General features: G+C 38.2%; 13 protein-coding genes. 9 read left to right on the forward strand and 4 right to left on the reverse strand.

Annotated features, from left to right (window positions below):
• Positions 1–29: 29 nt before the first annotated feature.
• From motB to AC1DUW_RS13590, 3 genes are all read right to left on the reverse strand, one after another.
• Positions 30–785: a flagellar motor protein MotB gene (motB, locus tag AC1DUW_RS13580; RefSeq protein WP_477642738.1), complete on the reverse strand. Its 756-nt coding sequence runs from the start codon at positions 783–785 to the stop codon at positions 30–32.
• Positions 778–1,569, reverse strand: a complete 792-nt coding sequence (motA, locus tag AC1DUW_RS13585; RefSeq protein ID WP_053344360.1) for a flagellar motor stator protein MotA — start codon at positions 1,567–1,569, stop codon at positions 778–780. The genes motB and motA overlap by 8 nt, the downstream gene beginning before the upstream one ends.
• Positions 1,570–1,943: 374 nt before the next feature.
• On the reverse strand, positions 1,944–3,041 hold the full coding sequence (locus AC1DUW_RS13590; protein ID WP_053344359.1) for an AbrB family transcriptional regulator: 1,098 nt from the start codon (positions 3,039–3,041) through the stop codon (positions 1,944–1,946).
• A gap of 104 nt (positions 3,042–3,145) precedes the next feature.
• Here AC1DUW_RS13590 and AC1DUW_RS13595 point away from each other — a divergent pair, with 104 nt between their 5' ends.
• The 7 genes from AC1DUW_RS13595 to AC1DUW_RS13625 all read left to right on the forward strand — a co-directional run bounded on the left by AC1DUW_RS13595 (position 3,146) and on the right by AC1DUW_RS13625 (position 8,817).
• Complete coding sequence (locus AC1DUW_RS13595) at positions 3,146–3,481, forward strand: hypothetical protein (RefSeq protein WP_477642739.1); 336 nt, start codon at positions 3,146–3,148, stop codon at positions 3,479–3,481.
• 77 nt (positions 3,482–3,558) lie between these two features.
• Positions 3,559–4,566 carry a rod-share determining protein MreBH gene (gene mreBH, locus AC1DUW_RS13600; RefSeq protein WP_098176932.1) on the forward strand — a complete coding sequence of 336 codons (1,008 nt, stop codon included), beginning with the start codon at positions 3,559–3,561 and terminating at the stop codon, positions 4,564–4,566.
• Between the two features lie 325 nt (positions 4,567–4,891).
• Positions 4,892–5,455 (forward strand): tyrosine-type recombinase/integrase, encoded by a 564-nt coding sequence (locus tag AC1DUW_RS13605; protein WP_053344356.1) that lies wholly within the window; start codon positions 4,892–4,894, stop codon positions 5,453–5,455.
• Between the two features lie 52 nt (positions 5,456–5,507).
• Positions 5,508–6,005: a cation:proton antiporter regulatory subunit gene (locus tag AC1DUW_RS13610; RefSeq protein WP_053344355.1), complete on the forward strand. Its 498-nt coding sequence runs from the start codon at positions 5,508–5,510 to the stop codon at positions 6,003–6,005.
• Between the two features lie 6 nt (positions 6,006–6,011).
• On the forward strand, positions 6,012–7,238 hold the full coding sequence (locus AC1DUW_RS13615; RefSeq protein WP_477642740.1) for a cation:proton antiporter: 1,227 nt from the start codon (positions 6,012–6,014) through the stop codon (positions 7,236–7,238).
• A gap of 125 nt (positions 7,239–7,363) precedes the next feature.
• A complete protein-coding gene (locus AC1DUW_RS13620; RefSeq protein WP_053344353.1) occupies positions 7,364–7,816 on the forward strand; it encodes a hypothetical protein in 453 nt (150 codons plus the stop codon).
• A gap of 134 nt (positions 7,817–7,950) precedes the next feature.
• Positions 7,951–8,817, forward strand: a complete 867-nt coding sequence (locus AC1DUW_RS13625; protein ID WP_053344352.1) for a YihY/virulence factor BrkB family protein — start codon at positions 7,951–7,953, stop codon at positions 8,815–8,817.
• 264 nt (positions 8,818–9,081) lie between these two features.
• Here AC1DUW_RS13625 and AC1DUW_RS13630 read toward each other — a convergent pair whose 3' ends face one another.
• Complete coding sequence (locus AC1DUW_RS13630) at positions 9,082–10,248, reverse strand: DHH family phosphoesterase (RefSeq protein WP_056522520.1); 1,167 nt, start codon at positions 10,246–10,248, stop codon at positions 9,082–9,084.
• 282 nt (positions 10,249–10,530) lie between these two features.
• On the opposite strand from AC1DUW_RS13630, the gene AC1DUW_RS13635 reads away from it, so the two are divergent.
• Both AC1DUW_RS13635 and AC1DUW_RS13640 read left to right on the forward strand, forming a co-directional pair.
• The gene (locus tag AC1DUW_RS13635) at positions 10,531–11,532 is read left to right on the forward strand and encodes a hypothetical protein (RefSeq protein WP_477642741.1); all 1,002 of its coding nucleotides are present in this window, start codon (positions 10,531–10,533) and stop codon (positions 11,530–11,532) included.
• A gap of 221 nt (positions 11,533–11,753) precedes the next feature.
• Positions 11,754–12,056, forward strand: coding sequence for a hypothetical protein (locus tag AC1DUW_RS13640; RefSeq protein ID WP_477642742.1), 303 nt, complete (start codon positions 11,754–11,756; stop codon positions 12,054–12,056).
• The last annotated feature ends 224 nt before the right edge of the window (positions 12,057–12,280 follow it).

Genomic DNA, 12,280 nt, shown 5'->3' on the forward strand with positions numbered 1-12,280 from the left:
AGAAAAACCCGTCCATACCAGACAGGTTTTCACTCAATTATTGCCGTCCGCGGAACAATCAGTATTTCAACACGCCGGTTTTCCGCTCTTCCATTTTTTGTTTTATTAGAAGCAACTGGCTTAAATTCCCCATGACCTTTTGCGCTGAACATTTCGGGATCCAAGTCTTTATTTCCGAGGAGAAGTTTCATGAAATTAACCGCACGCATAACGCTTAAATCCCAGTTCGAATCATACCGGTAAGTCTGAATCGGTATATTATCGGTATGTCCGCTTATTATAATGTTTCTGGGTAAGTCCATAACTAGAAGATTTGAAATTTCCTTAGCCATTTTTCGATCTTCACTTCTAACCTCTGCCACGCCTGATTCGAACAGCACATTATCCCTAATTGATATCAGCATGCCTTCATCCGTGAGGTTCGTACCCAATTTATCTGTTAAACCATTCTTTTTAATATATGCATTTACACGTTCCTGAACCTCTGTAAGCTGTTTCTTTTCGCTTTTCCCTAACCTCTTAAGTTCTTCTGCCTCTGTACTTTGTTCCGGTGATGTTGGTTTATTGCTGGGAGAATCGCTGGGGAAATCCATAAATCCCGTCCCGCTCGTAAACACTTGATTAAACACATTAGATAATTGTTGGAATCGAACTCCATCAACCGAACTCGAAGCGAAAAGGACGATAAAAAGTGCAAGAAGCAAAGTTAAGATATCGGCATAAGGTACTAACCATGACTCATCAATATGCTYTTCATGCCGCTGTTTTTTTTTCCGCCTAGCCATCTTCTCTCACATCGCCTTCTAACCACTTTTTACGATCTTCAGCAGGCAAATAGGATGTTAGTTTTTGTTCTATCGTTCTTGGCGCTTCCCCTTCGATGATCGATAAAATTCCTTCTATCATCATTTCTTTTATCCGGACTTCTTGTTGCGATTTCCGCTTAAGCTTATTCGCAAATGGATGCCATAATACATACCCTGTGTAAATTCCCATCAAGGTTGCAACGAACGCTGCAGAAATGGCATGTCCTAATGCCTCGGTATCAGCCATGTTACCTAATGCAGCGATCAGCCCGATTACCGCACCCAATACTCCAAGTGTCGGTGCATATGTGCCAGCCTGACTAAAAATTGCAGCCCCGCTTTGATGACGTTCTTCCATTGCGTCTATTTCTTCTGCTAAAATATCACGAATATAATCGGCACTCTGACCCTCGACCGCAAGATTCAACCCATTTTTTAAAAAGGTATTGTCGACTTGATCCGAAATAATTTCTAAAGCCAATAAGCCTTCTTTTCTAGCAATGACCGCCCATTCAGAAAAGGTTTTAATTAGTTCTTCAGGCTTTGTTAATTGTTGTTCTAAGAATAAAACTTTTAATATTTTTGGCAATCTTTTTAATTCTGAAAAAGGGAAAGCCGTTACGACAGAAGCTATTGTCCCTACAATAATGATCAAGATAGCTGCCGGGTTAATCAGCGCTGTAATGCTTACGCCTTTCAATACCATTCCCACTAAAATAGCCACAATCCCTAGAACTACTCCCAAAACCGATGTTATATCCATAATACTCACCCATTCATTAAAAGTCTTATCTGCTCTTTATATCGGATGAAGTTTAAAAAAAATGAGTATTATTTTACTATTCCATTAGATAGAATTTAAAATTTCATTCTATTATCACAAAATCTACCTGCTTTACTCCTTATATAGGACTGATTCCATAGCATATTTCAGTTCAGACAAAGTTTCCGTCAAAAGGGAATTTCAAGCCGCTCTGTTCGTATATGCTGATTTTTTCCATACAAACCTTGTTATAAAAGGAATTTGACGATATCTTCTCTAATGTTCCAATGTGCCCTCCGCTCTATCTCATTCACCCTTTTCTTATTAATCTATTAAAATGAAAAATATTTAGACAAAAAAAAAGACGAAGCATGTCAGCCTCGTTCTTTTTTCTGGTACCATATATTTCTACCATCCAGCCATTTGATGATGGGTGAGAGTAAAAATAAAATGAATAAAATTCTGAATAAGTGGAAACTAGTGACCACAGATAAATCCACATGAACAGACATAGCTGTTACTGCCATTTCTGCCACACCGCCTGGTGCCATACTTAAAAACAATTCGTTAGCCGGTATAGATAGGATGGGAGCAAACTGAATCGAAAGATAATAACAAAATCCAATTAACAGGACATTACTAACGAATACTGCTCCGAACATCTTTCTGAAAAGTCGAGGATTGTCGACCTTCAATGTATACCCTAAATGCGTGCCAATCAGCAATTGTGAAAAGTTCAACCAAAAATCAGGAATTTGCGGTGCCCCAGGTCCTGCCAAATTAAATAGGGCTGCCGCCATGAGAGGCCCAAGTAAAAATGGCAGCGGGAAGTTTACCCTTTTTGTGATGAAAATGAATAATAGAAAGGTTACAATCATCAGAATGGCTAATTTCCCATCATAATCAAACATGAAAAAGGGCCGATCCGAAACACTTACTACCGCAACCGAATCAACTGTCATAACGTGAGTCACAAGCCAGGGAACAATGGATATAACAAGGATGACTCGAAGCGTCTGCATGAAGCCAACAATTGTTTCATCACTATCCTTCATTTCCTCACTTAGGACCACCATCTGAGACAGACCGCCAGGAAAACTGCCAAGCATGGACGTACTCAAAGATAAATTCATTCGCTTTCCAACAAACCAACCAGTTAATACCGTAAATAAAATGATAGCAACCGTTGTAAAAAGCATGATGGGCAAATATTCAATCATTTCATTTAACGATTGTTTCGTGAATGAACTTCCTAGTTGTAAACCAAGAATAACCAATCCAGTGCTTCTAAAGGGTTTAGACCATAACATGTACTTTCCTAATTTGATTTTAGCAATCATCACCACAAATAATGGTCCGAGCATCCACGGTAAATATATTCCAAGACGATTGAACACGAACCCACCTATGAAAGCTAGAAAAGCGGTGAAAATAACTCTAAAAATCTTACTGTCAACTAAATATGTTTTCATATTATTACCCTTCTTTATCTACCATAATTTCATCTTTCATCTTAACATAAAATAACCTGTTTCAAGTCTACTGCCCTCTCTTGTTTTCGCCTGGGGCATGAAGTATGATGGTGGGGAATATACCAGAAAGATGGTTATGGGGGTTATTTATCGCCATTGCTTTGTTTTCAATAGCTGACCTTTTGACAGCAGGCATTCAGCAGGGATTTGTATCCAAGCTCGCTCCGGCACATATGCGGGGGCAATCTTTTGCTGCAGCAAGCTTGCGTTTTACAATTGGTAGAATGTTAGCACCATTGGCCATTCCCATGACAGGATGGATTGGTTACAATTGGACATTTGGCATTCTTAGTGCGCTGGCAATCGCAAGCGCCGTTTTATATTTCATCATGTTTTCCCTTTATGAAAAAGAACAGCGCAGCAATTCCACTATTTACTAGATTTCCCACCCCCACAAACTCACAGTTCAAGGTAGAATGATTATATAGGGGTCAAACTCTTATGGAGGGGTGACTAAATGTTATCAAATACAGAAATAGGCATTGACTTAGGAACTGCAAATACGCTAGTTTACAGTAAAAATAAAGGAATCGTATTTAATGAGCCATCTGTTGTGGCCATTGATATAGAGACTAATAAGGTATTAGCAGTCGGTGTGGATGCAAAAAACATGATTGGAAAAACACCTGGAAATATTGTTGCGATCCGGCCACTAAAGGACGGGGTCATCGCGGATTTTGATGTTACCGCACAAATGCTACGGGAAATCATGAAAAAAGCAAGCAAGGCTTTAGGCTTATCAATTCGAAAGCCAAGTGTAGTAGTCTGTACACCATCAGGCTCAACATCTGTGGAAAGAAGAGCCATTCAGGATGCAGTCAAAAGCTGTGGAGCCAAGCAGGTTCACCTTATTGAGGAACCAGTAGCAGCAGCAATCGGAGCAGGTCTGCCTGTAGAAGAGCCAGTTGCTAATGTCATCGTTGATATCGGCGGTGGTACAACTGAGGTGGCAATTATTTCTTACGGCGGCGTTGTTTCTTGTAATTCCATCAGAATTGGCGGAGATCAATTGGATGAAGATATCTCCCAATTCGTAAGAAAAAAACATAATGTGTTAATCGGGGAACGGACAGCTGAACAAATAAAAATGGAAATCGGCTACGCCCTCGTTGAACATTCCGTTGTTACCATGGAAGTCAGAGGTCGCGACCTTGTAACTGGTCTTCCAAAACCGATTACGATATCATCCACTGACGTCCAGGAAGCAATCCAGGAATCGCTTCTTCATATTTTAGAAGCAATCAGAGCCACTTTGGAAGACTGTCCTCCTGAATTAAGTGGTGATATTGTTGATCAAGGTGTCATCTTATCTGGTGGAGGTGCACTCCTTAATGGAATACAAGATTGGCTAACGAATGAAATTGTAGTACCAGTCAAACTTGCTGATAACCCGCTTGAATCAGTTGCCATAGGAACTGGCCTTTCACTTGAGGTCATTCATAAATTACAAAAAGCAGTCTATTAAAAAAAGAAATTTAGAGAGGGAATTCCAACTTAGGGATTCCCTCTTTTTTTATGTTTTATGCTGCCAAACTACATTTTTTTTAGAAATGCCTTACATCCCCTCATTTTAGTAAGCTATAACACACTAAACTGATATATTTTTTCTTGTTTGGGTAGAGAATAAATAAAAGAAGGATTACTATTGGACACCACTTCTTTATTTTCTCTTTTAATGATATATGAGTTGCTTCTTTTGGGGGAATCTTTCTTATAGGACTTAATACATGCAATGTAACATAATTTGTGATATAATATAATTATGTTACATTGGCAAGAGGAGAAGATCTATGGAATATGTGGAAGCCTTTAAGGATATCAATCAAATCAGCAAAATAAAAACGTACTTACGAGCTCACTCCAGTCGGGATTATTTATTATTTGTACTCGGAATCAATACGGGTATGAAGATCAATGAAATGCTGGAAATCACTGTTTCCAACGTTCTCGATGAAACAGGAAAAATCAAAGAGTTTTATGAGCAACGAATGGAGAATGAAGAAGTCACTCAAATTTATTTGAACTTGAAAGTTCGTACCGCCTTACAAGAATACCTAAAAGGCTCGAAGGTTATCGAAGGTCAATTTTTATTTCTATCCCCTAAAACAAAAAAGCCGATTACGCGCCAACAAGCTCACCGAATTATTCATGATGCTGTGGAAGGTGCAGGTCTGACAGGTAAATTCGGAGCGAGTTCGATGCGCAAAACATTTGGCTATCATGCCTATAAACAAGGAGTGTCTCTTTCTTTGATACAAAAGCATTACCATCATTCAAGTCCATCAGAGACACTAAAATACATCGGCATTTCTAAGGAGAAGAAATTCAAAACGATTATTGACGTTAATTTATAAACATATTTCTATCTTCTAAAACTCTAACCAACTATCTTAAGGAGGAATTCCAGTGAAAATTAGAGAAAGCGAACTTCCTGGTATTGGCCAAAAATTTGAAATCATAACGAGAAATGATGAAAAGTTAGTGATTGTCATTCACGATGATGGCCGTCGAGAATTGTACCATTTTGATAATGAACATGAAGAAGTTATATCGAGCATCACCCTTAACGATCAGGAATCGCGACAAATGGCTTCCATCATAGGCGGTATGGTTTACAAACCACAAGCGCTTGAAACGATTGAGATGTCATTAGGCGACTTGGTTATTGAATGGTTCAAGGTGGAACCAGGTTCAAGAGCAATCAATCAAACAATAGGTTCGATTGATATTCGGAGCAATTACAACGTAACCGTTATTGCCCATTCGAAAAAGGGAAAAAAACAACTAAACAATCCTGGTCCAGACTCTATCATCGAAACAGGCGATACGCTAGTAATATCTGGTGAAAGAAAAGATATCCGTAACCTGACAAGAGAACTTTTGACCGACGAAAGGAGTGACTAAGCACATATGGACCATTTAGTCTTTGAAGTAGGAACTGCCCTGCTTCTAGTAGCATTAGCTGCTCTCATTGCAGGTAAATTTAAAATATCAAATGTTCCATTATTAATTATCATCGGCATGCTCGTTGGCCCCCATGCTCCAAACTTCGGATTGATTGATCTGCGCTTCATCGAAAGTGATGAAATCATAGCGTTCCTCGGAAGAATCGGGATATTGTTCCTTTTATTTTACTTAGGTCTTGAGTTTTCAGTTAAAAAGCTAATGAAGTCAGGGAAAAATATAGTAACAGGCGGAACGTATTACATTTTAATCAACGCTGGAATGGCCCTACTATATGGTTTCCTGCTCGGACTACCTTTAAGAGAAGTTCTAATATTAACAGGGATTATCAGCTTTTCATCAAGTGCCATTGTAGCAAAAGTCCTTGTCGATCTTAAAAGAACAGGTAATAACGAAACAGAGCTCATTCTTGGTATCATCATGTTTGAAGATATCTTCCTTGCTGTTTATTTATCAGTCGTATCTGGATTGGTATTAAGCGATTCTRGTTCCATTTGGGGAACGCTACTTTCTACCTTCATCGCCATCGGATATATGCTGATATTTTTCGTAATAGCTCGGAAAGCCTCTGGTTTACTCAACAAATTATTTAATATATCCTCTGATGAGTTATTTATTATTGTTGTGTTTGCCTTGCTATTCTTTGTCGCAGGTTTCTCAGAAACAATTCACGTTGCAGAAGCCATTGGTGCATTACTGCTTGGTCTAGTCTTTTCTGAAACGGAACACAGCGACAGGATAGAAAAACTTGTCATTCCCTTTAGAGACTTCTTTGGCGCCATATTCTTCTTCAGCTTTGGCTTGAGCATTGATCCAACTACCCTTGGTGGAGCTGTCTGGATGGTCCTTGGAGCCGTAATCATCACTATAATCGGTAACTTTGTCGCTGGTATGATAGCCGGACGAAAATCTGGTTTATCTCACAAAGCCTCAGCCAATATCGGTTTAACTATTGTTTCACGTGGTGAATTCTCCATTATTCTCGCCAACCTAGGTATTGCAGGTGGTTTAATGCCAATACTAACCCCGTTTGCGGCACTATATGTTTTGACCTTAGCGATTCTTGGACCAATCCTTACAAAAGAATCCAAACATATCTATAATATCCTCAATAAAATCTTCAAATGGACGCCGCCAAAGGTCCAAAAGGAACAACAAAAAGAAGAAGTGTAATAGAGGAAGGTCGGACAAAATGTTCGGCCTTTCTTTACACTTCTTCTTTAAAGCTCTGCACATGTTAACCGCTGAAACTTTTTCCTTATTTTTCCGTATAATAAAAAGACGGGGGGAAACATTTTATGAGCCATTCTTGGAAAAGAACAATTAGTTATTTATCCTACTTAATTCTATTATTAAGTGTATTATTATATGGTTTAAAGTACCAACATCATCTAGAAATAATTAGTCGCGAAACATATGAGATTAAGGGATATTTTTTGTTTCAATCTTTCTTCCCAATTTTCATCGGGGGCATATTCGCGATACCTAGTATCGTGAAAAACTTTTTAACAAAAGGTCACTGGAAAATGAATTGGCTAAGGTTACTTATCCTTGGATTACCGTTCATTTACATGTCCATTATTCCAATTTTGTATTTCACTGAAATAATTGAATTCGAATTACCTTTCTCCACATTGGTTTGGGGAGGATACTTCGGAGCAGATGGATCAACCACATTTAATTCAATTACAGGAATAATTGCGGGTTATATTGTTCTTACAAGTATAAGAAAACCAACAGATATACAATGAAAGACACCCTGAAGGGTTATCTTAACCTTTTTTAAAAAAGTACCTTTCATTTTCTTTAGATAGGAGGATTAACTTACCTGAACTGAGGGAAAAGAAGCAGATAACCTTAGTAACTATTCAGGAGTGATGCCCGGATGAATAAGTCGATAAAATTCAGCAAGCAGCTTATCAAAGAAATAAAAGAAGATCGTGTAACAGGGTTGGCAGCAGAACAGGCCTATTATTATTTACTCGCACTATTCCCTTTGCTCATTTTACTACTTTCGATTTTACCTTATTTGAATATCGACATTCAGACAGCCATGGATACTATAAAAACCTTCATGCCAACGGAAACGGTGGAAGTCATCGAGGAAAATATTATCAACATATTAAGTGAGCGGAACGGCGGCTTACTTACTTTCGGTTTCCTAGGCACCATATGGTCAGCCTCAAACGGTATGAATGCGTTTATTCATTCAATGAACATCGCTTATGATGTGAAAGAAACAAGGAACTTCATTAAAGCCCGCTTTATTTCTATTATCTTAACCTTAGGCTTGGTTGTAGCTTTTATCGTTATGTTAGGTCTGCCCGTTTTCGGGAAAGTGATCATCGATTTATTACAACAAGTCATCTCGCTTCCTGAAAAAATGCAAAGTCTATTCAGCTTATTACGGTGGATCATTGCAGTTGTCGTTATCTCACTAGTATTGACCTTTTTATATCGCTTTGCACCGAATAAGAGTTTTCCAATTAAACACGTTATCCCTGGGGCTGTGACCGCAACCGTACTGTGGCTCGGAATATCACTTGGATTCTCATTCTATGTCAGCAACTTTGCTAACTATTCGTCCACATACGGCAGTTTAGGGGGCGTTATCATCTTAATGTTATGGTTGTATTTGAGTGGTCTGATCTTTGTAATCGGTGGCGAAATCAACGCAATTCTTCATCGCCAAAATTCTATACCCAAAAAACAATCCCGTACCATCGTACATCCTGTCCCACTTAAAAGGTAAAATAGCTTAAACAGGCTCAAAAGGCATCCGTTTTGAGCCTGTTTTTTATGAAAGTTCAGTCCAATCCTACGTAAATGAGTAGGATCAACAACTTTTATCAACGAATCTTTCTTTTTATCTACGAAATTTCAGTTTTATCTACGCAAAGTCTCCATTTATCTTCGTTTCCTTCGATTTATGGATGATTCTACACAAAGTGTCAGGTTTCCGTCTTAGAGACACAACAAAAAGCGACTGCCCACATTCGGACAGCCGTTTTCCTATTCACCCTCTATTGACAAACTCTTCGTATCTTTCATCATGGGCCAGCCATGCAGCGTATTTCCGCTTTATATATTTATCCGCTTCCCCAAATGTATCAAATGTTTTTTTCTGTTGTTTTCCGTTGATCTCCACAATCCATTCTTCTTCTTCATCTTCATAGATGAAAATGTCTTGTTTTTCTCTCGTTGAATACAGGCAACCCTCTGGGGATTCCTTGATATTCAATTGGTTTTTATGAGCATCGCGTTTAATAGGCTCGGCAAAAAAGGTCTTTTCTACGTATTGACTGTATGCCTTTTCGGACATTGTGCAACCTGCGGCTTTTTGATGACCGCCCCCATCGTATTTACCTGCAACCTCAGAAACGTCTATGTCATCATGGATTGTCCGAAAGCTGATTCTTTTACTTCCGACCATTAGAATTGCAATATAATCCAGATGGGAAAACTCTTTGGACAGTTCATTTCCCAATTCCGAATGATAGGACTCAGCATGGACCACACCTGCTGTATGGGGACCAACCGTAGCCTGATAGACTTCTCTTTTTTTCCTGTTTATGTACCGATCAACCCGGCTTTCCTCAACATCCAAAAGCGTTTGCTCAACTTCGTCAAAAGTAAAGCTTTCAGCCGTTGATAATTTATGGGCGATTTTCATCTCAAATTCCTCAATCGGAATCATAAAGAACAAATCATTTAACCGTTTTGCCGTTAAATTTTTGTTTACTTCCCATTCCCAAGTATCGTATTGACGAACTAATTCAACAAATTCAGCAACAATCCGCGAAGGTTCCAACAATTTTTTTTCAACTGCATACTGATAGAATAATGAAGTCGCTGCTGTTTGTTTACCGTCTTCCTGCTCGACTGTTACAGATGCCCAATCATGTTCGTTCAAATGCAGCGCTGATTTATGATGATCAATCAGAAGCGCTTTGCCTCCATCTTCAACAAACTGTGAAATCGCTTTTTCATTATCTTCATCAACTGAAAGATCAGTAACCAGCAACGTATCCTCAATTTTGGCCTGCTCAAGAAATGCCGCTACATTCTGATTAAGTCGCCCGATTGAATTATAACTAACCACTACTTCTTCCCCGAATGCCAGCTTCGCTACAATACCGCATCCGACTCCATCTAAATCATTATGTGTAAAGAGATGGTACACACAAACCCCTCCTAAATACTAATATAATTACTTTTCCCTAAGATATGAATTTCAATTGCAATCTTTACAATTGTAGCATAATCATATCCGCATATTTTAACATGCTTCATTTACGAACAGCTTTTGTAATAAAATATTTAGTATCCTACCTATAAAATTCTTTATTTCCCAGTATTTATACCTAATTATAAATGTAAGATATTACTTTGAAATCGAGATATTTTTATGTATTCATTAAGGGAATCCAGCATGTGAATTGATCAGCAAAATAAAATTTTCTCCTTGAATACACAAAGTAATGACACAAAAACGCCGATAGCACCAATATTAAATTCAGTGGATGAATTAGTATATGATGGAGATTTCGCAAGGTTAAGTATTTGTAATGAAGTTGAAGAAAGGAATAAGTGGCTTAGAAACGCTCAATGGGCTCACGAAAAGTCTTCAAAAGGTAAAGTTCCGTTAAGAGCGAATATAAGCGGTAAACGGGTTGTTACCGGATTTAAAATAGGCGTCGGCAGTTTAGTGAATGTAATTAATGATTTGTTAACCGATACATTCCAGGCTGTTACTAACGTTTTCTTTAAAAGTAATAAGAATTTTGAAAAGAAAAAGGTTATAACTAAGCCTCACAGCCTCCAGGATGAAATCAAAGCTAACAAAATTAGCGCGGCAACAACGGAAAAGATGAACTTACCCGTATTTAAAACTCATATTAGGGTGGTTTCTCATAGCCAAGATAAATTAACAAGGGAAACATTAGGGGAAACATTAGCCCTTTCTTTGAGCGATTTAACGGAAAATAATGAGCTGCACGGAATAAAAATTAATTTTAATGGTCGTAGAATTGAAGTTATTGAGGAATTAAACACCTTCAAGTTAACCAAGAAAACAAAGTTGGATCCTAATGTAAATATTGTTTCGACGGATGAAATGAGTAAATTAGTTCTTCAAATGCCAAACAAAGAGCTCCAATGCAAATATGCCGATGAATTAAGTGTTAAGAAGCGTACTGAAGTAAACATTCCGAATATCTTTAAGCTTAAAAACGGTATCCCTTTAGGGGTTGCAGAATTTAAGGACTCTAAAATTGAAATTACAATGCCAAATGATAACCCCGATAATTTTTATAGAGGATATGTTTTTATGGCCCTGGTGGTTACCGAAGACGAAGGCAAAAGGCGAGGGTTGAACCTCTGTAACCACTGCAGGAAGGAATACCAGGAAGATCAGCGTGCGCGACCTTTTCGCTTGATAAAATCAATATTTAAATTGTTTAGTTAGGTTGAAGATGTGGAATGCCCATATTGTGATGAAGGTATGACATGTATTGATTATTATGGCCTGGGAGTACCAGAGAAAGAAGGTTTTCAAAAGTTAGGGATATATATGAATGTGTGAATCCAGCTTGTAAGGCACACAACCAATCGTTTTATACAGATCAATTTGGAGATATGACAAAAGTTATCCTTGTTAAACAATTCAATATGAAAAGGGGAATTAAAATGGAATCAAAACAGGTCCTAGCAAATGGTGAGGTTGTTATCAAAACAGAAGAAGGAATTTGTTTTACTCTAAATGAAAGTTCCATGCCTTTGTTGATTGATGAAGAAGAATGGAAAAAACTCATGGAGAGGGAAATGGAAATGGATCAAACAGGGGTTAGCAAGGATACTTTATTTAAAAGTTGGGTTGAAGAATTGGGGCATGATAAGGCCGTTTTATTATCTTGTAATTATTCAGTGAAAAGGGTGATAGAAATGAGCGAAGGAGAAGCAGAAAGCGAAGTTGAAGCCATAAGTTGTTGATTGGAGAGCCGAAATGGCTCTTTTTTTATGTGTATGAAAATGGGTCTAATGTAACTTCATTTAATTCCTCCCTCACTGTTCTAACCAATCCCATAATGGGACATCTTTGGTTGGATAGAAAAATTCATGTGCCTCTGCCTCACTCTTCTTCCTCTTAGCCTTCTAACGGTTATTTTCCATATGTAAAGCCTGTCGTTCCATTGATCTAAAGACACGGTCTACAT

This window comes from Peribacillus sp. P4_C12 (assembly GCF_056402095.1).

Bases quoted from the DNA above. Each gene is read 5' to 3' on its own strand.
- motA (WP_053344360.1), bottom strand. From the start codon at position 1,569: ATGGATATAACATCGGTTTTGGGAGTAGTTCTAGGGATTGTGGCTATT.
- AC1DUW_RS13605 (WP_053344356.1), top strand. From the start codon at position 4,892: ATGGAATATGTGGAAGCCTTTAAGGATATCAATCAAATCAGCAAAATA.
- mreBH (WP_098176932.1), top strand. From the start codon at position 3,559: ATGTTATCAAATACAGAAATAGGCATTGACTTAGGAACTGCAAATACG.
- AC1DUW_RS13640 (WP_477642742.1), top strand. From the start codon at position 11,754: ATGGAATCAAAACAGGTCCTAGCAAATGGTGAGGTTGTTATCAAAACA.
- AC1DUW_RS13625 (WP_053344352.1), top strand. From the start codon at position 7,951: ATGAATAAGTCGATAAAATTCAGCAAGCAGCTTATCAAAGAAATAAAA.
- AC1DUW_RS13595 (WP_477642739.1), top strand. From the start codon at position 3,146: ATGATGGTGGGGAATATACCAGAAAGATGGTTATGGGGGTTATTTATC.
- AC1DUW_RS13620 (WP_053344353.1), top strand. From the start codon at position 7,364: ATGAGCCATTCTTGGAAAAGAACAATTAGTTATTTATCCTACTTAATT.
- AC1DUW_RS13590 (WP_053344359.1), bottom strand. From the start codon at position 3,041: ATGAAAACATATTTAGTTGACAGTAAGATTTTTAGAGTTATTTTCACC.